Raw genomic sequence first — 26138 nt, forward strand, 5'->3', positions numbered from 1 at the left:
GCCCCGGTGCTGGTCCTGCTGATCATCTTCCTGCCCGACGGCATCGTCGGGTCGTACCTGAAGCGCCAGGCACGCCGCACCGCGGCCGCGCCGATGGTGGCCACGCCGCCGCCGATGCGGCCGACGGCAAGGCCGCTGCCCCCGCCCCCGCTTCCGCCGGAGCCGACCATGCTTGAGATCCGCAACCTGACCAAGAAATTCGGCGGGCTGACCGCGGTCAACGACGTCTCGGTGACCTTCGAGGCCGGCCATATCAACGCGATCATCGGCCCCAACGGCGCCGGCAAGACGACGTTCTTCAACCTGGTCGCCGGCACCCATGCGCCGACTTCGGGCGAGGTACTGTTCAAGGGCACCAACGTGGCCGGCAAGCGCGCCGACCACATCGCGCGGATGGGCATCGCGCGGACCTTCCAGGCCACCGCGCTGTTCGATCGCGCCACCGTGCTCGACAACCTGATCGTCGGCCACCGGCTGCGCACGCATGCGGGCCCGCGCGACGTCTTGTTCAACACGAAGCGGTTGCGTGAGGAAGAGCGGCTGTGCCGCGACAAGGCCGAGGAGGCGCTGGACTTCGTCGGGCTGTCGCACCTCGCGCACGAGGTGGCGTCCGACATCACGCAGGAGGAGCGCAAGCGCGTCGCCTTCGCGCTGGCGCTGGCCACCGGCCCCGAGCTGCTGCTGCTCGACGAACCGGCCGGCGGCGTCAACCCCGAGGAGACCGTGGGCCTGGCCGAGCTGATCCGCAAGATGGTCCGGCACGGCAAGACGGTCTGCCTGATCGAACACAAGATGGACATGATCATGCGGCTGGCCGACAAGATCATGGTGCTGAACTACGGCGAGAAGATCGCCGAGGGCACGCCGGCGGAAATCCAGCGCAATCCGCAGGTCATCGAAGCCTATCTGGGAGCCGACCATGTTGCAGCTTGAACGCGTATCGCTTTCCTACGGCAGCTTCCGCGCGCTCGACAACATCACGCTGCACGCCAAGGCCGGCGAACTGGTGGTGCTGCTCGGCGCGAACGGCGCCGGCAAGAGCTCGATCTTCCTGGCGATGAGCGGCATCCACCGGACCAGCGGCGGCAGCATGCGCTTCGACGGCCGCGAGCTTTCCGGCATGAAGCCGTCGCAGATCGTGCAGGCCGGGCTGGTGCACTGCCCCGAGGGCCGCAAGCTGTTCCCGGCGATGAGCGTGCAGAAGAACCTGACGCTCGGCGCCTACGTGCATCGCCGCGACAGCGCCGGCATCAAGCGCTCGCTGGAGGAGGTCTACGAGCTGTTCCCGATCCTGCAGCAGAAGAAGGACGATCCCGCCGGCTCGCTGTCGGGCGGCCAGCAGCAGATGGTCGCGCTCGGCCGCGCGCTGATGGGCCGGCCGCGCGCGCTGCTGCTCGACGAGCCGTCGCTGGGGCTGGCGCCGCTGGTGGTCAAGCAGATGTTCGAGGTGATCCAGCGCATCAACCGTGCCGGCACCACCGTGCTGCTGGCCGAGCAGAACGCCTATGCGGCGCTGGGCATCGCCCATCGCGGCTACGTGATCGAGGGCGGGCGCATCGTGATGAAGGGCGATCGCGATTCGCTGCTCAATGACGAGGGCGTGCGCCGGGCCTATATCGGCGGGTGATGCCGCGCACAACGGCTCGCCCGCGCCAATCGGGACAACACCGCATTCAACCAGGACCATCCGGGCCACGACCCGATGGCACTTTCATCGTTTAAGGAGACGGAACATGCAGAACGCCACCAAACCCCGCCGCAAGCTGTTGCCGCTGGCGGCCACCGCGCTGGCCGCCTTGCTGGCCACCGGCGCGGCCTTCGCGCAGGAAGTGGTCAAGCTCGGCTACACCGGCCCGCTGTCGGGCGGCGCCGCGCTGTACGGCAAGAACGTGCTGTCGGGCATCCAGATGGCGGTCGACGAGCTGAACGCCAGCGGCGTCGAGGTGGGCGGCAAGAAGGTCAAGTTCGAAGTGGTCGCGCTCGACGACAAGTACGCGCCGGCGGAATCCGCGATCAACGCGCGCCGCCTGGTGCAGCAGCACAAGACGCCGGCCGTGTTCGTGCCGCATTCGGGCGGTATCTTCGCGCTGCAGGCCTTCAACGAACAAGAGAAGTTCATCGTGATGGCGTACTCCAGCGTGCCGCGCATCACCGACGCCGGCAACAAGCTGACGATCCGCATCCCGCCGGCGTACACCGGCTATATCGAACCGTTCGTCAAGGCGCAGATGAAGCGCTTCGGCAAGAACGTCGCGCTGGTGCCGGCCGACCACGACTACGCCAAGGCGTGGGTGCAGGCCTTCGTGCCGGCCTGGGAGAAGGCGGGCGGCAAGGTCGTCGGCAACAACCCGATGTCCTATACCAAGGCGACCGACTTCTACAGCGGCGTGTCGCGCGTGATCGCCGACAAGCCGGACGTGCTGTTCGTCGGCGGCCCGTCCGAGCCGACCGCACTGGTCGTCAAGCAGGCTCGCGAACTCGGCTTCAAGGGCGGCTTCATCGTGATGGACCAGGCCAAGCTCGATGAAATGGCGCGCGTGACCAACGGTCTGGGCATGCTGGAGGGCGCCATCGGCGTGCTGCCGCTGAACAGCGACAGCCGGCCGGCGACGCAGGCCTTCAACAACAAGTACAAGAAGCTGCACGACGGCAAGGATGCGACCACCGAGATGTCGCTGAACTACACGATGGTGCATACGCTGGCCAACGCGATGAAGCTGGCCGGCACCACCACCGACGCCACGGCGATCCGCGCCAAGATGCCCGACGCGATGAAGACGCTGCCGAAGGAGCTCAACCCGAACGAGATCGACGGCATCGATGCCAAGGGCGGTTCGATGGCCGATACCGTGGTCGGCTGGGTCCAGGGCGGCAAGATCAGCCAGGTGCGGCTGTCGGAGCTGGCGAAATAAGGGAGCGACCCGCGCAGGCGGCAAAAGGAAAGGGCCCGCAACGGGCCCTTTCGCTGGCGATCCCCGCTGCGGCGGGGATCGTCGTTTTCACGGTCCGGATGTCCGCGCCCTTCGGATCTTCGGCCCTTTCCGGTCCTTTGCGTCTGCGCTCCTTCGTGACTTTCAGTCCCTGGCCAGCCGCTGCTGCTCGTACAAGCGGTCGGTCAGCTGATCCGCCGGCATCGGCTTGCCGTACAGATAGCCCTGGACCTCGTGGCAGCCGTTCGCCAGCAGGAAATCGCGCTGCTCGACCGTCTCGACGCCCTCGGCGATCACGCCGATGTGCAGGCTGGCGCCGACATTGATCACCGAGCGGACGATGGCCGCGTCGACCGGGTCCTGTGTCACGTTGCGGATGAAGGACTGATCGATCTTGATGCGGTCGACCGGGAAGGTCTTCAGGAAGCTCAGCGACGCATAGCCGGTGCCAAAGTCGTCGCACGTCAGCGTCACGCCATCGCGGCGCAGCGTCTGCAGTTGGCCGGACACCTCGTCGCCCTGCTGCAGGGCGATGGTCTCGGTGATCTCCAGTTCCAGCCGGTTCGGCTCCAGCGCAAGCTCGCGCAGCACGTGCCGAACCTCGGTCAGCAGGCGGCTTTCGGCCAGTTGCGCCGCGAACAGGTTGATCGCCACGCGCGGCGCCTGCTCGAACTGCAGCGACCAGGTCCGCGCCTGCGCGCACGCCGTCTGCAGCAGCCACATGCCCACGTCGATCGCGACGCTGCTGGCAGCCAGCGCATCGATAAAGGCTGCGGGAGCCAGCAGGCCCTGGGTCGGATGGCGCCAGCGCATCAGCGCCTCGGCGCCGACGATGCGGCCATCGCGCAGATCGACCTGGGGCTGGTACAGCAGCTCGAATTGCCGCTACGCATAGGCTTCGCGCAAGGCCTGCACCAGCGACAGACGGCTGGTCACGTCGGCGCGCATCTGCGCCTTGAAGAAACGAATCGTGCGGCCGCCATCGCGCTTGGCCCGTGCCAGCGCCAGACTGGCCGAGGCCAGCGCATCCGAGGCATTGTCGCCGCCGGCCGGCATCACGCAGGCACCCAGGCTCGCCAGCACATAGTGGCGGTGGCCATTGCAGTCATACGGCTCGGACAGCAGCGACAGGATCGCCGCGCTGACGTGGCGAACCAGTGTGGGATCGTAGATCGAGGGCAGCAGCACGGCGAACTCGTCGCCGCCGGTGCGGCCGATCACGGCATCGCGCGGCGAAGCGTCGCGCAAGCGGCGGGCCATCTGCTGCAGGATGCGGTCACCCTCGCGATGACCGTGCATGTCATTGAAGGCGCGGAAGTCGTCGATGCCGATCAGCACCAGCGCGCAGCGCGGCACGGCCTCGGTCTGCAGGCGTGCTTCGAGCTTGCTCAAGAAGAATGGGCGGCTTGCTACCCCGGTCAACGGATCGGTGTCCGCCGCCGGAACCGCGCCAGCCGCCATCGCCTCCGACCTGGCCACTATCCCCGCCCCGTTTGTGATTGTCGACATCGTGCTCGGTCAGCTATCCCGGCAAGTGTGACGAAAAATTGGAAAAAAGCAAGCGGGGTGAAGGATGAGATGCCTTGCTAGTTAAAACAATGGCAAACAACGGTAGACGAACTGCTTCTTATTACCCTCGCTCTTCCGCCATGCGGAACTGCGGCGCGCGATTCGTTGCCAGGGCTGGGCTGGCGGGTGTGACGCAGGAGGCTGTCGGATTTCTCCGACAGCTATATCGGAGAGCGCAGCGTTTCGAGTCACCGGCACCCCCACTATCGTTCCATCACGGCACGCGGCCGGACCCGGACCACCACCAGGAATGCGGCAATCCGTTGGCTGACCATGCCAACGGATTCGCCAACCCTTGGCCTCGAGTGGCACGACGCGGGCGGCCCCGTAACTTCTTCGATTTCATTTCACCTGCAAGGGGAAATCCATGAAGCTGTTCTCGAAATCCGGGATTGCACTGGGACTGATGGTGGCGGCCAGCGCCATGCTGGCGGCATGCGGCGGCGGCGATGATGGCATCGACGACCGTCTCGGCCTGAACGAACCACAAACGCGCGTGATTCACGCCGTGCCTCCGATCCCGACCACCCTCAATCTCGACGTCTATCAGAACGGCGCGCGGACGTCCCTGCAGAATATTCCGTACAAGTTCGTCGCCCGCTATTCGGACGTCGATGACGGCAACCACCTGTTCACGTTCAACGCCGCCGGCACGCAGACCGAAGTGGGCCGCGCCCAGGTCGACGCAGCCACCGGTCACAAGTACACGATCGTGGCGCTGCCGGGCGACGATCGCGCCGACACGCTGGTGATCGACGATCCGTACGAGAAGGGCCTGCTGTCGAACAAGGCCCGGGTGCGCGCGGTCAACGCCGCGTTCAATGCGCAGAACGTCGATATCTACGTGACCGCCCCGTCGGTGGATCTGAATACGGTCAACCCGACCTTCGCCAACGTGGCCTACAAGTCGGCGGTGCCGGCCTCGGGCCAGGACTCGAACGAGTTCGACGGCGGCAACAACTACCAGATCCGCATTACCACCGCGGGTACCAAGCAGGTGATCTTCAGCTCGGGCGCGATCACGATCGACAACAACGCCGACTGGCTGATCATGCCGATCCCGGTCGATGGCATCGCATCCGCCGTGCCGAACAACATCAAGGTGCTGGTGGCCAAGGCCAACGACGACTCGCAGACGGCCATCGAGCTGGTCAGCCAGTAACGAGGGCTCGCCTTCTCGCGACGTTGTTCTCCCTCGCCCCTCAGGGGCAGAGGGGTGAACAAGACCGGAAGCTCAAACGACAATCGGCGGCGGCCTCAACGGTCGCCGCCGATTTCGTTTTGCAGCACATCGAGATGGGACAGGTAGGCGTCCAGCTCTTCGCGGCCGCTGTCGGTGATCGAGTAGACCCGGCCGTTGCCTTCGACCAGTTCCGCGGTGATCGCCCGTGCGATCAGCAGGCTGCGCAGGATCGGGCGCAGCGAGCGGATGTTCTTCTCGATGCCATGTTCGCGCAGCCGCTCGACGAGAGCGAGCACCGTGGCCGGACTGGACTGCACGAACTTCAGGATATAGAGCCGGGAAACGAGACTATCGATGGTTGGTCTTTTCATGCAACGATAGACATGCGCAAAACGACCGGGCCGGTCGGCGCCCGGAATGGCTCCGTGGCGCCGGCCGGCCCGGTTTCTCTCTACTCCTCCTGGAAGGCGATTTCGCGCTTGGCCTTGATCGAGGGCAGCGCCACCACCGCCACCAGCGCCGCGGCGGCAATCAGCAGGCCCATCGACAGCGGACGGGTGAAGAACACCGAGAACTCGCCACGCGAGAGCAGCAGCGTGCGGCGGAAGTTCTCTTCCATCATCGGTCCGAGCACGAAGCCGAGCAGCAGCGGCGCCGGTTCGCACTTGAGCTTCAGGAACAGATAGCCCACCACGCCGAAGCCCGCGGCCATGAAGACGTCGAAGGTCTGGTTGTTGACCGAATAGACGCCGATGCCGCAGAACACCAGGATCGCCGGATACAGGAAGCGATACGGCACGGTCAGCAGCTTGACCCAGATGCCGATCAGCGGCAGGTTCAGGATGATCAGCATCAGGTTGCCGATCCACATCGAGGCGATCAGCCCCCAGAACAGCGAGGGGTTGCTGGTCATCACCTGCGGACCCGGCTGGATGTTGTGGATCGTCATCGCACCGACCATCAGCGCCATCACCGCGTTGGGCGGAATGCCCAGCGTCAGCAGCGGGATGAACGAGGTCTGCGCCGCGGCGTTGTTGGCCGATTCCGGACCCGCCACGCCTTCGATCGCGCCCTTGCCGAACTCGTGCGAGTACTTCGACGACTTCTTCTCCAGCGTGTACGCCGCGAACGAAGCCAGCGAGGCGCCGCCGCCAGGCAGGATGCCCAGCGCCGAGCCGAGCGCGGTACCGCGCAGCACGGCCGGCATCATCCGCTTGAAGTCGGCCTTGGTCGGGAACAGGTTGGTCACGCGATCGGTGAAGGTCTCGCGGTTCTCCTTCTGCTCCAGGTTGGCGATGATCTCGGCAAAGCCGAACATGCCCATGGCGAGCGCGACGAAGTCGATGCCGTCGGTCAGTTCCGGGATGTCGAACGAGAAGCGTGCCGCGCCGGAGTTGACGTCGGTGCCGACCAGGCCGAGCAGCAGGCCCAGCACGATCATCGAGATCGCCTTGACCAGCGAACCCGAGGCCAGCACCACGGCGCCGATCAGGCCCAGCACCATCAGCGAGAAGTATTCGGCGGGGCCGAACTTGAAGGCCAGCTCCGACAGCGGGCCGGCAAAGGCCGCCAGGATCAGCGTGGCCACGCAGCCGGCGAAGAACGAGCCGAGGCCGGCGGTGGCCAGCGCCACGCCCGCACGTCCGCGCCGCGCCATCTGGTAGCCGTCGATCGTGGTCACCACCGACGACGATTCGCCCGGCAGGTTGACCAGGATCGCGGTGGTCGAGCCGCCGTACTGCGCGCCGTAGTAGATGCCGGCCAGCATGATCAGCGCGGCCACCGGCGGCAGCGTGTACGTGATCGGCAGCAGCATCGCGATCGTCGCGAGCGGGCCGAGGCCCGGCAGCACGCCGATCAGCGTGCCGAGCAGGCAGCCGAGGAAGGCGTAGGCCAGGTTCTGGAACGACAGCGCGGTCGAGAAGCCGAGCGTCAAATGTTCAAGCAATTCCATCTGCGCGCTCCTTAGCCCGTGATGAACGCCGGCCACACCGGCATCTGCAGGTTGATGCCGTAGACGAAGGCGCCCATGCTGATCAGCACCAGCACCACGCTGTTGAGCAGCGCGCCCTTCCAGCTGAATTCATGGCTGGCCATCGACGACACGATGACCAGCACGAATACCGACAGCACCATGCCGAGCGGCTTGAGCAACAGGCCGAACAGCACCACCGAACCCAGGATCCACAGCAGGATCTTGATGTCCCAGCGCTCCATCCGGTCTTCCTCGCCCTTGCTCGACAGCGAGCTCAGCAGCACCAGCGCGCCGAGTCCGGCCAGCACCAGGCCGAGCAGGAAGGGGAAATATCCGGGACCCATCTTCGCGGCCGTCCCCATCGAATAGCCGCGAGCGACAAAGGAAAAGCCCAGGCCGACCAGCACGAACATCAGGCCGGAGGCGAAGTCCTTTTGGCTGCGTATGCGCAACATGATTCTCCTCGTTAAATGCAAAGCCGCACGGCACAGGCTCTGTGCCGAAAGCGGATGCAACGTTAGAGAAGCGTGCTTTCAGCGCCCTTTCAGTTGTCTGGTTTCAGGGTTAACCACGGCAACAAATGCACGCTTGCATCATGCCGTGATGCTTTTTGAAAGGCATGTGAAAGCGAGATGTAGGCTCGTTGAAAGGAACGGCCATCGAAGGCGCCAGACAGGCGAGCCACGCGTCCATGCCCGACGCGGTAAGCTAACGGGTTCGGAGCCGGGGGGCGCCCGCTCGGCCCCACCCCCAATTCCCGACAGCGGACCCAGCACTTACGACACAGGACACAGGACACAGGAGAAGCCATGTACCAGGACCTCGCCCTTTATATCGATGGGGAGTTCGTCAAAGGCGGCGGCCGCCGCGAACAGGACGTGATCAATCCCGCCACGCAGGAAGTGCTGGGCAAACTGCCGCACGCCAGCACCGCGGATCTGGACCGCGCCCTGGCGGCCGCGCAGCGCGCCTTCGACAGCTGGAAGAAGACCTCGCCGCTGGAGCGCGCGAAGATCCTGCGCCGCGTCGGCGAGCTGACCCGCGAGCGCGCGAAAGAAATCGGCCGCAATATCACGCTGGACCAGGGCAAGCCGCTGGCCGAGGCGGTCGCGGAAGTGATGATCTGCGCCGAGCATGCCGACTGGCATGCCGAGGAATGCCGCCGCATCTATGGCCGCGTGATTCCGCCGCGCAATCCGAACGTGCGGCAGATCGTCGTGCGCGAACCGATCGGCGTCTGCGCGGCCTTCACGCCGTGGAACTTCCCCTTCAACCAGGCGATCCGCAAGATCGTGTCGGCGCTCGGCGCGGGCTGCACGCTGATCCTGAAGGGTCCGGAGGATTCGCCCAGCGCCGTGGTCGCGCTGGCCCAGCTGTTCCACGATGCCGGCCTGCCGCCGGGCGTGCTGAACATCGTCTGGGGCGTGCCGAGCGAGGTCTCGACCTATCTGATCGAATCGCCGATCGTGCGCAAGATCTCGTTCACCGGCTCGGTGCCCGTCGGCAAGCAGCTGGCCGCGCTGGCCGGCGCGCACATGAAGCGCGTGACGATGGAGCTTGGCGGCCATTCGCCGGTGCTGGTGTTCGACGACGCCGATATCGAACCGGCCGCCGAGATGCTGGCCCGCTTCAAGATCCGCAATGCCGGCCAGGTCTGCGTATCGCCGACCCGTTTCTACGTCCAGGAAAAGGCCTACGACCGCTTCCTGGCCCGCTTCACCGAGGTCATGGGTTCGATCAAGGTCGGCGACGGCCTGGAGGACGGCACGCAGATGGGTCCGCTCGCGCACGAGCGCCGCATCGCCTCGATGGAGCAGTTCCTCGACGATGCCAGCCATCGCGGCGGCAAGGTCGTCGCCGGCGGCGCGCGCATCGGCAGCAAGGGATATTTCTTCGCGCCCACGGTGGTCACCGACCTGCCCGACGACGCCAGGCTGATGGTCGACGAGCCGTTCGGCCCGGTGGCGCCGGTGACGCGCTTCAAGGACGCCGAGGAAGCGCTGCGGCGCGCCAACAGCCTGCCGTACGGCCTGGCCTCGTATGTCTTCACCAACTCGCTGAAGACCGCGACGCTGGTCTCCAACGGGCTCGAGGCCGGCATGGTCAATATCAACCATTTCGGCATGGCACTGGCCGAGACGCCGTTCGGCGGCATCAAGGACTCCGGCATCGGCAGCGAAGGCGGCATGGAGACCTTCGACGGCTACCTGGTGACCAAATTCATCACGCAGGTGTGATGACCGCCATGCTGCGATAGCACATCGTCCTCGCGCAAGGGGGGGCGACGTGCCGCCGGCGACCGCCATCGCGCGTTCTCCGGCGCGCAATTCTTACAAGGCTTTCATCGCGCGGGCGCCGACACTGGCGCTCGCGACACCCGTCCAGGCGCATCGCGCCGCACCCCTCCCCGTTGGGCACCGAATTTGCTCGAACGAGGTATTGCCGCCACGTGGCGCGGCAACTCCCGTCGAAGCGGATTGCCCCATGTCCTTGACGCATTCGGAGCCGGCCAGCGCCCTGGCCCCATCTTCGCCCCCTGCCGCCGACACCTCGGCGTTCGCGTCCGTACCGGCCCGCACCATCGAACTGCGCGTCAACGGCGCCTTGCATGTCGTGACGGTCGAGCCCCGCACCACGCTGCTGGACGCGCTGCGCGAACAACTGGGCCTGACCGGCACCAAGAAGGGCTGCGACCGCGGCCAGTGCGGGGCGTGCACGGTGCTGATCGATGGCCGCCGCATCAATGCCTGCCTGACGCTGGCGGTAATGCAGGAAGATCGCGACATCACCACCATCGAGGGACTGGCCGACGGCGGCCGCCTGCATCCGATGCAGGCCGCCTTCGTCGCGCATGACGCGCTGCAATGCGGCTACTGCACGCCGGGCCAGATCTGCTCGGCGGTGGCGATGCTGGCCGAGGCGCGCGACGGCCGGGCCAGCGCGGTAACGCCGCCGGGGCAATCGGCGCACGGGGCGCACTCGGCGGCGGCGCTGACCGACGACGAGATCCGCGAGCGGATGAGCGGCAACCTGTGCCGCTGCGGGGCCTATCCCAATATCGTTGCAGCGATCCGGTCGGTCGCGGCGCACGACGGCGGCGGCGACACGCATCGCGCCGGGGATGGGCATATCGATTCCCGCTGAGCCCGGGACCGCCGCCATGCATTCATTCGACTACGACCGCGCCGACAGCCTCGACACGGCGCTGCAGCTGGGCAAGCAGCCCGGCGCGCGCTTCGTCGCGGGCGGCACCAATCTGCTCGATCTGATCAAGGCCGGCGTCGAACGGCCACAGCGGCTGGTCGATGTCGGCCGGCTGCCGCTGGCAAGCATCGACGCAACGCCCGATGGCGGCATCCGCATTGGCGCGATGGTCGGCAATGCCGATGCCGCCGATCATCCGCTGGTGCGCGGGCACTATCCGCTGCTGCAGGCCGCGCTGCTGGCCGGCGCCTCGCCGCAGTTGCGCAATATGGCGACGATCGGCGGCAATCTGATGCAGCGCACGCGCTGCCATTACTTCTACGACATTGGCTTCGACGCCTGCAACAAGCGCGACCCCGGCTCGGGATGCGCCGCGCGCGACGGCGTGCAGCGCCAGCATGCGATTCTCGGCGCGAGCGAGCATTGCATCGCCACGCATCCGTCGGACATGTGCGTGGCGCTGGTGGCGTTGGACGCATCAGTGGTCGTGCGCTGCGCGGGAGGCGAGCGCCGCATCCCCGTGGAGGACTTTCACCGCCTGCCCGGGGACACACCGGAGCGCGATACCAATCTCGAGGCCGGCGAGCTGATCGTCGCGGTGGAATTGCCGCCGTCGCGCTGCGGCGCCCATTGCCACTATCTGAAGGTGCGCGACCGCGCCAGCTATGCGTTCGCGCTGGTATCGGTCGCCGCCGCGCTGCAACTGGACGGCGGCATCGTGCGCGCGGCGCGCATCGTGCTGGGTGGCGTCGCGCACAAGCCGTGGCGCGCGCAGGCGGCCGAGCAATCGCTGCGCGATCGTCCGCTGGACGGGACCGCGCTGCGCCAGGCCGCCACGCTGTCGGTGCAGGGCGCGCAGCCCTGCCCTGGCAACGCCTTCAAGGTCGAACTGGCGCAGCGCGCGGTGATCCGGGCGCTGTCCATCGCGGGAGGCATGCGATGAGCTTGCGGGAGAACCCCACCGGGAACGTTGGCGGGAGCGTGCCGGATATCGCCCGCCACCATGTCGACCGCGTCGACGGCGTGCTGAAGGTCACCGGGCGCGCGCACTACACCGCCGACCACCAGCTGCCCAACGTGCTGCAGGCGATCATGGTCACCAGTACCATTGCCGCCGGCGAGGTGGCATCGATCGACACCGGCGCGGCGGAGCGGATGCCCGGCGTTCGCCTGGTGATGACCCCGTTCAACGCGCCCCGGCTGCCGAAGAACGGCAAGGCGGCCGCGGGCGAGATGCCTGCCGGCCGCGTGATGAACCTGCTGCAGGACACCAGCGTGCGCTACAACAACCAGCCGATCGCGCTGGTCGTAGCCGATACGCTGGACCAGGCCCGCGAGGCCGCGCGCCATCTGCGCATCGCCTATCGCCGGCAGCCGGCGACGCTGGACTTCGCCAAGGCCAAGGCGCGGGCCTACGAACCGCGCAAGGTCAAGAACGAGTCGGCGGACACCGCGCGCGGCGACCTCAATGCGGCGATGCGCGAGGCCACGACCACGATCGACGCGACCTACACCACGCCGATGCAGCACCACAACGCGATGGAGCCGCACGCCACCATCGCCGCGTGGGACGGCGACACGCTGACGCTGTACGACGCGACACAGTACGTGGCCGGCGTGCGCAAGGCCGTGGCCAAGACCTTCGGCATCCCGGCCGACAAGGTCCGCGTGATCTGCCCCTTCGTCGGCGGCGGCTTCGGCGGCAAGGGCTCGGTCTGGTCGCATGTGGTGCTGGCCGCGATGGCGGCGCGCGCGGTGGGCCGTCCCGTCAAGCTGGCGGTCGAGCGCCCGCAGCTGTTTGGCCTCGCCGGCGAGCGGCCGCCGACCGAACAGCGCGTACTGGCCGCCGCGCGCGAGGACGGCACACTGACCGGCCTGCGCCACGACGTGGTGACGGCGACCTCGTATCTGGAAGACTGGGTCGAGCCCGCCGCGATGATGACGCGGCTGCTCTATGGCTGCCCGACCGTCCATACCAGCCATCGCCTCGTCAAGCTGCATATCGGCACGCCGACCTTCATGCGCGCGCCCGGCGATGCCAGCGGCAGCTTCGCGCTCGAATCGGCGCTGGACGAGCTGGCCCATGCGCTGAAGGTGGATCCGGTCGAGCTGCGGCTGCGCAACGATACCGATACCGACCTGAGCCAGAACCTGCCATTCTCCAGCCGGCGGATGAGCGAGTGCTTTCGTCTCGGCGCGGACGAATTTGGCTGGTGGCAACGCGACCCGACCCCGCGCAGCATGCGCGCCGATGGCAAGCTGGCCGGCATGGGCGTGGCCACCGCGACCTATCCGGCGATGCGGCAGGCGGCCACCGCCACCGCCATCATCGAGCCGGACGGCAGCGCCTGCATCCGCTGCGCGACGCACGACCTGGGCACCGGCACCTATACCGTGATGACGCAGGTCGCGGCCGAAGCGCTGGGAATGCCGCCTGCGCAGATCCGCTTCGAGCTTGGCGACACCGCCTTCCCCGACGCGCCGATCGCCGGCGGCTCGCAGACGGTGGCCAGCGTGGCGCCGGCCGTGCAGGCGGCAGCCAGCGCGGCACGGCAGGTGCTGATCGACCGCGCCGTGGCCGACCGTGCCTCGCCGCTGTTCGGCGCGCCGCCCGAGGATGTCACGGTAGCCGACGGCTGGCTGGCCCGGGCATCCGATCCCGCCTGCCGCGAATCCATCGCGGCGACGATGGCGCGCAATGGCGGTCAACGGATCGAGGCCACGCGCACGGCCGAGCCGGGCGACGAGACGCAGCGCCATTCGATGCATTCGTTCGGCGCGATCTTCGCGGAGGTCCATGTCGACCCCGATCTCGGGGAAGTGCGCGTGCACCGGATGCTCGGCACCTTCGGCGTCGGCCGCTTGCTGAACCGCAAGACCGGCCACAGCCAGCTGATGGGCGGCATGGTGTGGGGCATCGGCCTGGCGCTGCACGAGGCCTCGTTGCTCGATCCGCGCAGCGGACGCATCGCCAACGGCAATCTGGCGGAGTACCACGTGCCGGTGAACGCCGATGTCGGCCAGGTCGATGTCATGGTCGTCGACGAGTTCGACCCGCATATCAATCCGCTCGGCGCCAAGGGCATCGGCGAAATCGGGATCGTCGGCGCCGGCGCGGCGATCGCCAATGCGGTGTTCCATGCGACCGGCAAGCGGATACGGCACCTGCCGATCACGCCCGACAAGCTGCTGTAAGCGGCAGGCCTTCCACCGTGCTTATTTACAAGCCATCCCGGCAAAGATTGCACCGTCGATGGTGGCGGCGCGTCCTGCCAGCGCGACGGCACCGTGTCACCGCTCGCGGCGACGGTACGGTTTTTGCGGCCATTGCCCGGTACGTCCATGATCGATGGAGACCGAAATGAACGGCAGCAGAGACAACGGCAATCGTCCGCCGATGCGGCCCCGGGACACCGGCGAGGACCGGCGCGGACGCGGTACCGTGACCGGCGGCATGGAGTGGTTCCCCGAGGACCCGCGTACCGGCGAGGTCGCGGAAACCTGGCGCCATCGCGGCTATGGCGGATCGCGCGGCATGCGCGACGCCTACCATTATCGGCGCGGCGATACCGGCGCGATGGGCTCCGGCGGCGGCAGCGTCGGCTTCAACGAATTCGGCGAGCGTGGCACGAGCAGCGGCGCGGGCATGGGCGGCAGTACGGGCACGCGGCGCCCGCGCACCTTGCCCAAGGGCTATCGGCGCACCGACGAGCGCATCTGCGACGAGGTCTGCGAACGGCTGGCCGAGGCGCGCGAACTGGACGTGTCCGAGGTCACCGTGGAGGTCGGCTCGGGCATCGTCACGCTGAGCGGCACCGTGTCGGACCGGCGCGCCAAGTACCGCGTCGAGGATATCGCCGAGGAAGTGATGGGCGTCGACGAGGTCAGGAACAACATTCGCGTGCCGCGCTGACGGCGCGGCCGCCGGCTCCGTGCCGCGAGAGACAGCAAGGGGCGGCGCGCGTTACCGGGGGGCCGTCCCGGCTTCGGCCGCGCGAATGCGGTCCGCCTGTTCGCGCAGCGCCTGCATGAAGGCGTGCAGCACCTCGTCGTCGCCGCCCTTGCGCCATACCGCCCCGACCGGGCCGAACGATTCCCGGTCCCCGAGCGGCAGGATATGCAGCAGTCCCAGCGAGGCCAGATGCTCGGCCATCGCCGCGGAGCAGACGCCGACATAGTCGGTCTCGCGCAGCACCGCCTGCATGGTCACGATGGAACCGGTCTCGACAGCCGGGCGCAGACCCGCGGCGCCGTGCTCCAGCAGCACGGTATCGAGCCGCGTGCGCATCAGCGTCTCGCGCTGCGGCATCGCCCACGGATACGAGAACAGCTGGCCCCAGCGCAGCCGTCTGGCGTGCGCCAGCGGATGATGCGGACCGACCACCACCGCCATCGCGTCCTCGAACAGCACCTCATGCGCCAGATGCGGCCCGTAGGCCCGCGCGTCGATCGAACCGACCACCAGATCGAACTCGCGCTTCTCCAGGCGATCGAGCAGCGTGTTGAACGCGCCTTCGGTGACCTGGATCGACACATTGGGCTGCGTCCGCTGAAACGCGACGATGGCCCAGGGAATCAGATGCGCGACGCCGGCCAGCACGCTGCCCACATGCAGGCGCGCCACCGCGCCCCTGGCGATCGCGCCCAGTTCGTCGTGGGCGCGCGATACCTCGCCGAGCACGCGCACGGCGAGACGGCGCACGGCCTCGCCGGCCGGCGTCAGTTGCAGGCGGCGGCCGCGGATGGCCAGCCTGACGCCGGCCAGTTCCTCCATTTCGCTGAGCCAGTGCGACACCGCGGACTGCGTCATATGCAGCCGCGTCGCGGCGGCCGACAGCGTGCCCGCGTCGTGAAGAATCAGGAAGGATTCGAGGTGCCGCACCCGCAGTCGGCGCGCCCAGGCGATGCTGTGGTCGGATGGATCCATGAGCGAATACTAATAGATGGTTCGAAACAATTCACTAGGTGCGTTTGCGGTTCGGCCCAATAATTTCCCGGCATCCAGGCGCCAGACCTGGAATTCGACGGACCTGGACACTGCCACCATCTATGAGAAAAACTTCCCTTTTCCACTTCGCTGTTCCTCTTGCCCTCGCCTTCGGCGTGGCCGCACCGAGCTACGCCTGCGGTGAGCCTGGCGCGTCGTCGCGCCCGATCCGCCTGGTCGTCTCGCAGCAGGCCGGTGGCAGCACGGATACCCTGGCCCGCATGTGGGCCGAGCGCGTCGGCAAGACGCTGCAGACGCCGATCGTGGTGGAGAACCGCGCCGGCGCGGGCGGCATCATCGCGGCCAAGTACGTGCTGAGCCAGCCAGCCGACGGCTGCACGCTGTTCCTTGCGGGCGTCTCGCAGATGGTGCTGAACAAGTTCGTCTATGCGCCGCTGGCCTACAAGCCGGAATCCGATTTCGCGCCGGTGTCGATGCTGGCCACCGTGCCCTTCGTGCTGGTCGCCAATCCGCAATCGGGCCTGCGCAACTATCGCGAGCTGGTCGATGCCGCCAAGGCCAAGCCCGGCAGCATCAGCTTCGCCTCGTCGGGCAACGGCAACTCAACCCATCTGGTGGTCGAGCTGATGCAGAAGCAGCAGGGCATCAAGCTGCTGCACGTGCCGTATCGCGGCGAGCCGGATGGCGTGGTATCGACCGTCTCCGGTGCGACGCAGGTGATGGCGCCGGTGCTGAGCACCGCGCTGCCGCAGATCAAGGCCGGCAAGCTGACGCCGCTGATGCTGTTCGCGTCCAAACGCGTGCCCGAGCTGCCGGATGTGCCGACCGCCGCCGAGCTGGGCCTGAAGGGCTTCGAGAACATCGGCTGGAGCGGCATCGCGGCGAAGGCTGGCACGCCGGCCAACGTCATCGCGCGGCTGCACGCCGCGACGCAGACCTTCCTGGCCGAGCCGGCCGTGGTCGACAAGCTCAAGTCGATGCAGGTGCTGCCGATGCCGGGCCCGTCGGACCAGCTGATGGAACTGACCGTGCGCGACACCGCCAAGTGGCAGGGCGCGATCGGCGACCTGGACCTGAGCGCGAAGTAAGCCTCGCCCCTCCCGTCATCCACGCAATCCCGCGCCGGGATGCGCCATCGGCATCGCCGCCGGCGCATCCCGGCGCAAACCTATCGAGACAAGCAATGACCCGAAGTGGAATGGTGTCCTGCCCGCAGCCGGAGGCGGCCGAGTCCGGCATCGAGATCCTGCGCGCCGGCGGCAATGCGGCCGACGCCGCGGTCGCCTGCGCGCTGGCGCAAACCGTCGTCGATCCGCTGATGTGCGGCATCGCGGGCTTCGGCACCGCCGCCGTCTATATGCCCGGCAGCGGCGCGCACGAATACATCGACTTCCATGCGACCGCGCCGGCGGCGGCGCGCCCCGACATGTGGGCCGATCTGCTGGAAGGCGAAGCGCGCGACGGCTTCGGCTTCTTCATCAAGGACCGGCTGAACGACATCGGCTACCAATCGATCGCGACGCCGGGCACGCTGCGCGGGCTGGAAGCGCTGCATCGCAGCCACGGCAGGCTGCCGTGGAAAGAGGTGGTGCAGCCGGCGATCCAGTGGGCGCGCGACGGCTACTTCGTCCGCCCCGGCATGTATGCGTTCTGGATCGACGAGGCGACGCTGGGCCGCGCCAGCAACCGCGAGCGCCTGGCCTTCAGCGAAAGCGGCCGCCAACTGTATTGCCGGCCCGACGGATCGCCGCATACCATCGGCACCCCGCTGAAGAATCGCGACTACGCCGATACGCTGGAGCGGATCGCGTCCGGCGGCGTCGATGCGTTCTATCTGGGCGAGATCGCGGAGCAGATCGTCGCCGACATGCGCGAACACGGCGCGCTGCTGTCCCGCGAGGACCTGGCCGGCTACCGGGCCGTACGTACCGCGCCGCTGGTCGGCGGCTACCGCGGCCGCCGCGTCACCACCAATCGGCCGCCCGGCGGCGGCGCGATGCTGCTGCAGATGCTGGCCATCCTCGAGCAGTTCGATCTGCGCGCGCTGCGGCACAACAGCCCCGACTACATCCGCGTGGTCTGCGAGGCGATGAAGCAGGCGACCATCGACAAGGACCGCTTCATCGGCGATCCCGCCTTTGTCGACGTGCCGCTGGACCGGCTGCTGTCGCCCGACTACGCCCGCGAGGTCGCCCAGCGCATCCGCGATGGCCAGCGCGCCGAAGTGCCGCGCGTCAATCCGGGCCATGCGGTGCCGCGCGACACCACGCATCTGTCGGTCGTCGACGGCGAGGGCAATTGCGTGTCGCTGACGCACTCGCTGGCGATGCCGTCGGGGGTGATCACGCCGGGCCTGGGCTTCATGTACAACGGCTGCATGGGTGTATTCGACCCGCGCCCGGGACGCGCGGGCAGCATCGCGCCCGGCAAGCGCCGCTTCACCTCGTCGTGCCCGACCATCGTCTTCAAGGACGACAAGCCCGAGATCGTGCTGGGCGCGCCGGGCGGCACGCAGATCGCGATGGGCGTGCTGCAGAGCATCGTCAATGTGGTCGACTTCGACATGCCGATGCAGGCCGCCGTGTCCGCGCCGCGCTTCTCGTCGACCAGCAACGCGATCGACGTCTGCAACCGTATCCCGCGCTATGTCACGCGCGAGCTGGAGCAGGACGGCTATCCCGTGATACGCAACCCGTACAACTACACGATCGGCTGGGTGCACGCGGTGCGGATCGTCGACGGGCGGCTGGAAGGCGGCGCCGATCCGGGGCGCGACGGCGTGGCGCTGGAGATCGAGGTGCCAACGGCATAGCGCGCTGGCTGTCGACAACCGGGCGCGATGCGGGGCACGCCAACCTCACGGGTTGGCGTGCCCCTGTTCCGTCCGGTGTTGTGGCCGAGCGCTCGACTGCTTGTCTGGATACCGAACCACCAGTGCAAAGCTCGCCCAACACAGCAGGGTCATCGACAAGGCCACGGCGCCGAGTTGACCGCTCGGCAGGAACGGCGCCGTGGCCTGTGTCGCCAGGGCGCCCGTCGCGAGCAATGCCAGCACCATCAGCGCCGACGCGCGTCCGAGTTGGGCGTTCGGCACCGACAGCGCCTCGCTGAACGCGGTCGGGCCGCGTATGCCCAGCACCGCGCAGAACGCGGCCCAGAACGCCAGCAGCCACGGATAGGAAAGTCGGTCGGCCCACCATGCCGCCAACAGCGCGGTGCAAAGCAGCCCATGCAGCAGCGCGCCCAGCTGGATCGCATGGCGCGGGCCCAGCCGGTTGCTGATCCGGCCGGCCTGGCTGGCCGCGACGATGAACCCCGCCACGCCGCAGACCTGCGCCAGCGCAAAGCCGCTCTGGCCTGTGCCGGCGAGCGCGGGAAGGACTTGCGGCGCGCTGGCGACGAAGGCGATCAACGCGCCGAACGACAGCGAATGGGCCAGCGCCAGTCCGACGAAATGCCAATTGCACAGCAGGGCGCGATAGCCGACCCGTCCGGCTTTCTCCTCGGTCTCTGGCAGCGCGACCGGTGTAGCCCGCAGTGCGAACGGAGCGGACACCAGCGCGACGATGCCGATGATGGCGAAGGTCGTGCGCCAATCGGCGATCAGCAGCAGCGCGGTGCCAAGGACCGGCCCCGCAGCGGGCACGATCGCCTCGATCATCGCGATCGCGGCGATGCCACGCACCCCGTCCTGCTCGGGCAGCGTCGCGCGCACGACGGTCGGCACGACCACTGTCGCGGCCCCCGCCGCGATGCCTTGTATCAGGCGAAGGCCAAGCAGCACCGGCAGATCAGGTGCCAGCGCGCAGCCGAAGCTGGTCAGGATCAGGGCCAGCAAGCCCGTCTGCACGTAGCGCCTCGGGCCGATCCGGTGCAGCATCTCGCCCCAGACCAGTTGCGAGGCGGCCAGGCCCAGCAGGAAGATCGCGATGGTCAACTGCCCTTGCGCCACCGTGATGCCGAGATCGCGCTGCATCGTCGGCACGGCAGGCAGATACAGATCCATCGTCAGCATGCTCGCCGCCGTGATGGTGGCCAGCGGAAGGACCGTACGAATCGATGGCTTCGACAAAGGAGACTCCTTGCAGCCGGCTCGGACACTAGGTCCGTCGCCGCATCACCAGATACAGCCCGGCGGCGGCGATCGCCATGCCGGGCCAGGCCGCCAGCGGGATGGTCTCGCCCAGCACCGCCCAGGCGATCAGCGCGGTGGTGGGCGGCACCAGGAAGAACAGCGCCGAGACGCGCGAGGCCTCGCCGTGGCGGACCATCGCAAGCAGCAGCGTCATCGCGACGATCGAGTTGGCGACGACCAGATAGGTCAACGATCCCAACAGCGCCGGCGTCCATTGCACCCGCATCGGTTCGAGCCACCACGCCAGCGGCGCGGTGACCGCCAGCCCGACGCCGTATTGCACCAGATTGGCCGTCAGCGGATGGGTGTCCCGGCCGAAGCGCTTTTCCCACAGCGTGCCGGCGGTCATCACCAGCAAGGCCAGCACCGCGAACAGCAGCGCCAGCCGCGACGACAGGTCGATCGACGAGGTGGCGACAATCACCATCGCGGCGCCGCTCGCGCCCAGCAGCAGCCCGATCCAGCGCACCCGCCCGACCCGTTCGCCGGCGATCGCCGGGGCAAGCAGTCCGACGAGAATGGGCTGCTGCGAGGTGATCAGCGCCACCGCGCCCGACGACAAGCCGTACTTCAGGCTCAGATAGGTGAACGAGAAATAGCCCGCCTGCAGCAGCAGGCCAACCATCGCCAGATGGCCCCATGCCGCCCACGTGGCCGGCAGGGCGGGCCGCACCCACAGCCACGGCAGCACCAGCAGCGCCACCACGCACGCGTAGCGCAACGCGAGAAAGGTCAGCGGATCGGCGTAGGCCAGGCCGAGCTTGAGGAAGACGAAGCCGCTCGACCACAGCAGCAGGAACAGCGCGGGCGCGGCCTTCAGCCATGCGGGGACGGCGCTTGCGGAGCGGGTCGGCGGGATCATGGAGGGACGGGATGTCGGTCGGGGGCGGGCCGGTGTCGGTCTGGCGCCGACTACCGTTTCGGTCCAGCGGGAATACTATACGAACTCGCTCCCCGGCTCCCGCCCCCGCGGCTCACCGAACCAATAACAATGAAGCCCGACGCCAGACTCGTTACCGGCCCGATCGGCCGTACCCTGCTGCTGTTTTCGCTGCCCGTGCTCGGCAGCAACATCCTGCAATCGCTGAACGCCTCGATCAATTCGATCTGGGTGGGCCATTATCTCGGCGAGGCGGCGCTGACGGCGACGTCGAACGCCAATATCGTGCTGTTCTTCCTGCTCGGCGTGGTGTTCGGCATCAGCATGGCCAACACCATCATGATCGGACAGGCGGTCGGCGCGCGCGACCTCGACGAGGCCCGGCGCGTGGTCGGCACCAGCACCACGTTCTTCGTGCTGCTGTCAGTGATCGCCGCGGCGCTGGGCTATCTGTTCACGCCGGACATCCTCGGCGCGATGGGCACGCCTGCGGACGCGCGGCCGCTGGCGATCCGCTATCTGCGGATCATCTTCCTGGCGCTGCCCTTCATGTACTTCTACAACTTCGTGATGATGACGCTGCGTGGGGCCGGCGACTCGCGCACGCCGTTCTATTTCATGCTGTTGTCGGTGGTGCTCGACGTCGCGCTGAACCCGCTGCTGATCTTCGGCCTCGGACCGATTCCGCGCATGGACATCGCGGGCTCGGCGCTGGCAACGCTGATCGCGCAGCTGGTCAGCCTGGCGGCAATGATGTGGCTGCTCTATCGCCGCAAGCATTTCCTGACGCTGCATCGGGGCCAGTTGCGCTATCTGCGCCCCGACCTCGGCATCCTGCGCGCGCTGGTGGCCAAGGGACTGCCGATGGGCCTGCAGATGGTCGTGATCTCGTCGTCCGCGATCGTGATGATGGCGCTGGTCAACCAGTACGGCTCGCAGACCGCGGCGGCGTACGGCGTCGCCTCGCAGCTATGGACCTACGTGCAGATGCCGGCGCTGGCCGTCGGCGCCAGCGTCTCGTCGATGGTCGCGCAGAACGTCGGCGCCAGCCGCTGGGATCGCGTCGGGCGCATCACCGGCATGGGGCTGGCATTCAATCTGGCGATGACCGGGGCGCTCGTCGGCCTGGTCTATCTGTTCAACCGGCATTCGCTGGGCCTGTTCCTGCCGGACGACGGCGGCGCAATCGAGATCGCCCAGCACATCAACGCGATCGTGCTGTGGTCGTTCATCCTGTTCGGCTTCACCATCGTGCTGTTCGGCACGGTCCGCGCAACCGGCGCGGTGATGGCCCCGCTGGCGGTGCTGTTCGTGTCGATGTGGGTGGTGCGCCTGCCGTTCGCCTGGTGGCTCGGCCGCACGATGGGCGCGGACGCGGTGTGGTGGAGCTTTCCGCTTGGCTCGGTGGTGTCGATCGCGCTGGCGGCCGCGTACTACCGCTTCGGCAACTGGCGCGCCAGCCAGATACTGCCAGCCGCGCCACCCGCCTGTGAAGTGGTCGGCCAGGCGCCGGATACCAGCATGGGAACGCCGGCGGAGGATGCGTTGAAGCCGGCCAATGAGCCAGCCTGAGCCTCGCCGTTTCCAGGGTGATACGAAGGCGTGCCGCTCGGTGTCCGAAAAACGAGTACAAGATTTCGGACAAGCAGCCTGCCTTTATCGGAAGAACTCGCCCCGCATCACGAACGTATAGTCCGCCTCGACCGCCATCAGCCAGACCAGCACCAGCAGGCACAGCGGCGGCAGCAGGATCGCGTAGACCAGCGCCAGGCGCTCCCACGCCATGTGCATGAACACGGCGACGATCAGGCCGGCCTTGGCGACCATGAAGATCAGGATCAGCGTCCAGCGCAGTGCGCCCTGCACGTGGAAGTAGTCGACCGCATACGACATGGCCGACAGCACGAACAGCAACCCCCAGATCTTCAGGTAGAGACCGATCGGATGGGCCTGGCCGGTGGCGCCGTGCCCCTGGTCGGCCGCGGGCGCGGCGCCGTGCGACGGCATCGGGGAATCGTGCAGCATGGGCTCGGACATGGCGGACCTCACCACAGGTAGAAGAAAGCGAAGATGAACACCCAGACCAGGTCGACGAAGTGCCAGTACAGGCCGGCGATTTCGACGATCTGATAGTTGCCGGTGCGCTCGTAGCGGCCGCGCAGCACGCGCATGGCGACAACCAGCAGATAGATGACGCCGCACGACACGTGCAGGCCGTGGAAGCCGGTGATCATGAAGAACGACGAACCGAACTGCGCCGCGCCCATCGGATTGCCCCACGGACGCACGCCCTCCTCGATCAGCTTGGTCCATTCGAATGCCTGCATGCCGACGAAGGTGGCGCCGAGCGCGGCGGTGGCCAGCATCAGCATCGCGCAGCGGGCCCGGTCGCGCCGATAGGCGAAGTTGACGGCCATCGCCATGGTGCCGCTGCTGGTGATCAGCACGAACGTCATGATCGCGATCAGGATCAGCGGAATCGATTCGCCGCCGATCGTCAGCGCGAACACCTCGCTGGGATTGGGCCACGGCACCGTGGTCGTCATCCGCACCGTCATGTAGCTGATCAGGAAGCAGCTGAAGACGAAGGTGTCGGACAACAGGAAGATCCACATCATGGCCTTGCCCCACGACACCTGGAAGGCGTGCCGGTCCGAACCCCAGTCGGCCAGCATGCCGCGCCAGCCGCCGTGCGCCGAGGCCGCGGTATGCGAGGCGGTGTGTGCCACGGAATCGGTGACGCGATCGCCGGGATGCAGTTGGGTCGCCATATCGCCTCCTTCGCTTGCCTGGCCGCCTGTTACGCGTACTTGCTGCGCGTACTTGCTGCGCGATCAGGCGGTACCGCAGATGTAGCGCACGATTTCCGGGGTCAGCCAGCCGAGCGCGGCCAGCAGCACCAGCCATACCGCCAGCATGAAGTGCCAGTAACGGGCCAGCAGCCGCACGCGCAGCGCGGCCCCGGCCCGCGCGCCGGCGCGAACCCCCTGCCACGCGGCGATCCACGCCACCAGGCCGCCGACCATATGCAGGCCGTGCATCCCGGTCAGCATGTAGAAGAAGCTGCCGGCCGGATTGTTGGCCGGCAGGATCTCGGCGGCGCCCAGCGCCTGCCACGCCCACAACTGACTGGCGACAAAGCCCAGCGCGCCGATCCCGCCCAGCATCAGCGCCCGCCGCGCGTTCGTGTGCTCGCCGGTCCGTGCCGCACGGGCTGCCTGCCACATCGCCACGCTGCCGACGACCAGCAGCGCCGTCGACAGCCACACTTGCCACGGCAGCGCGATCCGATGCCAGTCGGCCGAGTCCATGCGCAGGCCGAAGGCGACGACGAACAGCGAGAACAGCGAGGTGACCACGCCCATGAAGACCCACAGCGCGACGCTGGCGGGCGTCGAGCCGGACGCGTGCTGACGCATCGCATCGCCGCCGCGAGGGGCGGGGCCATCGTCGCCGCGCGTGACTCGGTACAGTGCTCCGGTATTCATGCGACGGCTCCCTGGCTGGCGTGCGGTTCCGGTTCGGCGCCGCCGGCCTCCGGCGGCGCATTCTGCGCGATGAAGTCCTCGCGCGCGCCGGGCACGCTATAGGCGTAGGCCCAGCGATACACCACCGGCAGATGCGGGCCCCAGTTGCCGTGCTCCGGCGGCGTCTGCGGCGTCTGCCATTCGAGCGAGGCGGCCCGCCACGGATTGGCGCCGGCCGGCTCGCCGCGGCGCGCGCTCCGGATCAGGTTCCAGACGAACAGCAACTGCGCCGCGGCCACGACGAAGGCCGCCACCGAGATATAAGCGTTCAGCACGTGTGCCGACTCGGGGATGAACGCGTAGTTCTCGAAGGCGTAATAGCGGCGCGGCATGCCCAGGATGCCGAGGTAATGCATCGGGAAGAAGATCGCGTAGGTGCCGACGAAGGTGACCCAGAAATGCACGCGGCCCAGCGTGTCGTTCAGCATTCGACCGGTGACCTTCGGGTACCAGTGATAGATGCCGCCGAACACGACGAGGATCGGCGATACGCCCATCACCATGTGGAAGTGCGCGACCACGAAATAGGTATTCGACAGCGGGATATCGACGCTGACGTTGCCGAGAAACAGGCCGGTCAGTCCGCCGATCAGGAAGGTGCTGATGAAACCGATTGCGAACAGCATCGGCACCGAGAAGTGGATGTCGCCGCGCCACAGCGTCAGCACCCAGTTGTAGACCTTGATCGCGGTCGGAATCGCGATGATCAGCGTCGTGGTCGCGAAGAAGAAACCGAAGTACGGGTTCATGCCGCTGACGAACATATGGTGGGCCCACACCACCACCGACAGCACGCCGATCGCCAGGATCGCCCACACCATGGTCCGATAGCCGAAGATGCTCTTGCGCGCGTGCACGCTGATCAGGTCCGACACGATGCCAAAGGCCGGCAGCGCGACGATATAGACCTCGGGATGGCCGAAGAACCAGAACAGGTGCTGGAACAGCAGCGGGCTGCCGCCCTTGTAGTCGAGCTGCTGTCCCATCGACACCATCGACGGCATGAAGAAACTGGTGCCGATGGTCTTGTCGAGCAGCATCATCACGCCGGAGACGAACAACGCGGGAAACGCCAGCAGCGCCAGGATCGTGGCCATGAAGATGCCCCAGACGGCCAGCGGCATCCGCATCAGCGTCATGCCTTCGGTGCGCGCCTGCAGCACCGTGGTCACGTAGTTCAGGCCGCCCATGGTCGCGGCGACGATGAAGATCAGCAGCGACACCAGCATCAGGATGATGCCCCAGTCGTAGCCGGGCGTGCCGGGCAGGATCGCCTGGGGCGGATACAGCGTCCAGCCGGCGCCGGTCGGCCCCCCTGGCACGAAAAAGCTGGCGAGCAGCACGATCACCGACAGCAGATAGACCCAGAAGCTCAACATGTTGAGGAACGGGAATACCATGTCGCGCGCCCCGACCATCAGCGGGATCAGGTAGTTGCCAAAGCCGCCGAGAAACAGCGCGGTCAGCAGATAGATCACCATGATCATGCCGTGCATGGTCACGTACTGGTAGTACGCGTTCGCGTCGATGAAATCGAAGCGCCCGGGAAAGCCCAGCTGCATCCGCATCAGGTTCGACAGCACGACGCCGACCAGCCCCACCACGATGGCGACGATCGTGTACTGCACCGCAATCACCTTGTGGTCCTGGCTCCAGACATAACGCGTCCAGAAGCTGGTGGGCCCGTGGTGGACGGCATCGTCGGCGTAGGCCATGGTGATCTCTCCTGCGGTCGGTGACCTGTCGTGGCGGGCCGCATCCGGCTCCGGACACGGCGCTGCCCTCTG

General features: G+C 67.4%; 23 protein-coding genes and 1 pseudogene. 13 read left to right on the forward strand and 11 right to left on the reverse strand.

Annotated features, from left to right (window positions below; translation table 11 throughout):
- Nucleotides 1–168: 168 nt before the first annotated feature.
- The 3 genes from F7Q96_RS16025 (at nt 169) to F7Q96_RS16035 (ending at nt 2912) form a co-directional block, all read left to right on the forward strand.
- Nucleotides 169–933 carry an ABC transporter ATP-binding protein gene (locus F7Q96_RS16025; RefSeq protein WP_151022992.1) on the forward strand — a complete coding sequence of 255 codons (765 nt, stop codon included), beginning with the start codon at nt 169–171 and terminating at the stop codon, nt 931–933.
- Complete coding sequence (locus tag F7Q96_RS16030; protein ID WP_151022958.1) at nt 920–1627, forward strand: ABC transporter ATP-binding protein; 708 nt, start codon at nt 920–922, stop codon at nt 1625–1627. Before F7Q96_RS16025 ends, F7Q96_RS16030 begins: the two co-directional genes overlap by 14 nt.
- Before the next feature lie 106 nt (nt 1628–1733).
- A complete protein-coding gene (locus F7Q96_RS16035) occupies nt 1734–2912 on the forward strand; it encodes an ABC transporter substrate-binding protein (protein ID WP_151022960.1) in 1179 nt (392 codons plus the stop codon).
- A 162-nt stretch (nt 2913–3074) separates the two neighbouring features.
- Here F7Q96_RS16035 and F7Q96_RS16040 read toward each other — a convergent pair.
- Nucleotides 3075–4322, reverse strand: a pseudogene (locus tag F7Q96_RS16040) (putative bifunctional diguanylate cyclase/phosphodiesterase).
- Between F7Q96_RS16040 and F7Q96_RS27200 the strand changes: the two are divergent.
- On the forward strand, nt 4315–4470 hold the full coding sequence (locus F7Q96_RS27200) for a hypothetical protein (RefSeq protein WP_249041686.1): 156 nt from the start codon (nt 4315–4317) through the stop codon (nt 4468–4470). The pseudogene F7Q96_RS16040 and the gene F7Q96_RS27200 sit on opposite strands and share 8 nt — an antisense overlap.
- Before the next feature lie 396 nt (nt 4471–4866).
- On the forward strand, nt 4867–5661 hold the full coding sequence (locus F7Q96_RS16045) for a DUF4397 domain-containing protein (protein WP_053823421.1): 795 nt from the start codon (nt 4867–4869) through the stop codon (nt 5659–5661).
- A gap of 95 nt (nt 5662–5756) precedes the next feature.
- On the opposite strand, the gene F7Q96_RS16050 is transcribed toward F7Q96_RS16045, so the two are convergent.
- From F7Q96_RS16050 to F7Q96_RS16060, 3 genes are all read right to left on the reverse strand, one after another.
- The gene (locus F7Q96_RS16050; RefSeq protein ID WP_023264200.1) at nt 5757–6053 is read right to left on the reverse strand and encodes a helix-turn-helix transcriptional regulator; all 297 of its coding nucleotides are present in this window, start codon (nt 6051–6053) and stop codon (nt 5757–5759) included.
- Between the two features lie 80 nt (nt 6054–6133).
- Nucleotides 6134–7636 carry a tripartite tricarboxylate transporter permease gene (locus tag F7Q96_RS16055; protein ID WP_151022962.1) on the reverse strand — a complete coding sequence of 501 codons (1503 nt, stop codon included), beginning with the start codon at nt 7634–7636 and terminating at the stop codon, nt 6134–6136.
- An 11-nt stretch (nt 7637–7647) separates the two neighbouring features.
- Nucleotides 7648–8109: a tripartite tricarboxylate transporter TctB family protein gene (locus F7Q96_RS16060; protein WP_053824535.1), complete on the reverse strand. Its 462-nt coding sequence runs from the start codon at nt 8107–8109 to the stop codon at nt 7648–7650.
- A 357-nt stretch (nt 8110–8466) separates the two neighbouring features.
- On the opposite strand from F7Q96_RS16060, the gene F7Q96_RS16065 reads away from it, so the two are divergent.
- From F7Q96_RS16065 to F7Q96_RS16085, 5 genes are all read left to right on the forward strand, one after another.
- A complete protein-coding gene (locus F7Q96_RS16065; protein WP_053823420.1) occupies nt 8467–9894 on the forward strand; it encodes an NAD-dependent succinate-semialdehyde dehydrogenase in 1428 nt (475 codons plus the stop codon).
- 106 nt (nt 9895–10000) lie between these two features.
- Nucleotides 10001–10801, forward strand: coding sequence for a (2Fe-2S)-binding protein (locus F7Q96_RS16070; RefSeq protein WP_390885731.1), 801 nt, complete (start codon nt 10001–10003; stop codon nt 10799–10801).
- Between the two features lie 16 nt (nt 10802–10817).
- Nucleotides 10818–11804 (forward strand): FAD binding domain-containing protein, encoded by a 987-nt coding sequence (locus F7Q96_RS16075; protein WP_053823419.1) that lies wholly within the window; start codon nt 10818–10820, stop codon nt 11802–11804.
- Nucleotides 11805–11842: 38 nt separating this feature from the next.
- Nucleotides 11843–14056 (forward strand): xanthine dehydrogenase family protein molybdopterin-binding subunit, encoded by a 2214-nt coding sequence (locus F7Q96_RS16080; protein WP_226995016.1) that lies wholly within the window; start codon nt 11843–11845, stop codon nt 14054–14056.
- 166 nt (nt 14057–14222) lie between these two features.
- Entirely contained in the window at nt 14223–14774 is a 552-nt protein-coding gene (locus tag F7Q96_RS16085; protein WP_226995015.1) for a BON domain-containing protein, read from the forward strand.
- Between the two features lie 51 nt (nt 14775–14825).
- On the opposite strand, the gene F7Q96_RS16090 is transcribed toward F7Q96_RS16085, so the two are convergent.
- Nucleotides 14826–15788, reverse strand: a complete 963-nt coding sequence (locus F7Q96_RS16090; protein ID WP_053823416.1) for a LysR family transcriptional regulator — start codon at nt 15786–15788, stop codon at nt 14826–14828.
- 122 nt (nt 15789–15910) lie between these two features.
- Here F7Q96_RS16090 and F7Q96_RS16095 point away from each other — a divergent pair, with 122 nt between their 5' ends.
- Complete coding sequence (locus F7Q96_RS16095) at nt 15911–16897, forward strand: Bug family tripartite tricarboxylate transporter substrate binding protein (protein WP_053823415.1); 987 nt, start codon at nt 15911–15913, stop codon at nt 16895–16897.
- Nucleotides 16898–16992: 95 nt separating this feature from the next.
- Complete coding sequence (gene ggt, locus F7Q96_RS16100) at nt 16993–18621, forward strand: gamma-glutamyltransferase (RefSeq protein ID WP_053823414.1); 1629 nt, start codon at nt 16993–16995, stop codon at nt 18619–18621.
- Nucleotides 18622–18666: 45 nt separating this feature from the next.
- On the opposite strand, the gene F7Q96_RS16105 is transcribed toward ggt, so the two are convergent.
- Both F7Q96_RS16105 and F7Q96_RS16110 read right to left on the reverse strand, forming a co-directional pair.
- Nucleotides 18667–19881, reverse strand: a complete 1215-nt coding sequence (locus tag F7Q96_RS16105; RefSeq protein WP_151022964.1) for an MFS transporter — start codon at nt 19879–19881, stop codon at nt 18667–18669.
- 28 nt (nt 19882–19909) lie between these two features.
- Nucleotides 19910–20806 carry a DMT family transporter gene (locus F7Q96_RS16110; protein WP_053823412.1) on the reverse strand — a complete coding sequence of 299 codons (897 nt, stop codon included), beginning with the start codon at nt 20804–20806 and terminating at the stop codon, nt 19910–19912.
- A 129-nt stretch (nt 20807–20935) separates the two neighbouring features.
- Here F7Q96_RS16110 and F7Q96_RS16115 point away from each other — a divergent pair, with 129 nt between their 5' ends.
- Nucleotides 20936–22396 carry an MATE family efflux transporter gene (locus tag F7Q96_RS16115; RefSeq protein ID WP_053823411.1) on the forward strand — a complete coding sequence of 487 codons (1461 nt, stop codon included), beginning with the start codon at nt 20936–20938 and terminating at the stop codon, nt 22394–22396.
- An 84-nt stretch (nt 22397–22480) separates the two neighbouring features.
- Here F7Q96_RS16115 and F7Q96_RS16120 read toward each other — a convergent pair whose 3' ends face one another.
- The 4 genes from F7Q96_RS16120 to ctaD all read right to left on the reverse strand — a co-directional run bounded on the left by F7Q96_RS16120 (nt 22481) and on the right by ctaD (nt 26066).
- Complete coding sequence (locus F7Q96_RS16120; protein WP_144425919.1) at nt 22481–22861, reverse strand: cytochrome C oxidase subunit IV family protein; 381 nt, start codon at nt 22859–22861, stop codon at nt 22481–22483.
- A gap of 8 nt (nt 22862–22869) precedes the next feature.
- Nucleotides 22870–23595, reverse strand: coding sequence for a heme-copper oxidase subunit III family protein (locus F7Q96_RS16125; RefSeq protein WP_212762772.1), 726 nt, complete (start codon nt 23593–23595; stop codon nt 22870–22872).
- A gap of 63 nt (nt 23596–23658) precedes the next feature.
- Complete coding sequence (locus F7Q96_RS16130; protein ID WP_053823410.1) at nt 23659–24312, reverse strand: cytochrome c oxidase subunit 3; 654 nt, start codon at nt 24310–24312, stop codon at nt 23659–23661.
- Nucleotides 24309–26066 (reverse strand): cytochrome c oxidase subunit I, encoded by a 1758-nt coding sequence (ctaD, locus tag F7Q96_RS16135; RefSeq protein ID WP_053823409.1) that lies wholly within the window; start codon nt 26064–26066, stop codon nt 24309–24311. Before ctaD ends, F7Q96_RS16130 begins: the two co-directional genes overlap by 4 nt.
- Between the last annotated feature and the right edge of the window lie 72 nt (nt 26067–26138).

It is taken from the genome of Cupriavidus gilardii (assembly GCF_008801915.1).
GTDB lineage: Bacteria > Pseudomonadota > Gammaproteobacteria > Burkholderiales > Burkholderiaceae > Cupriavidus > Cupriavidus gilardii.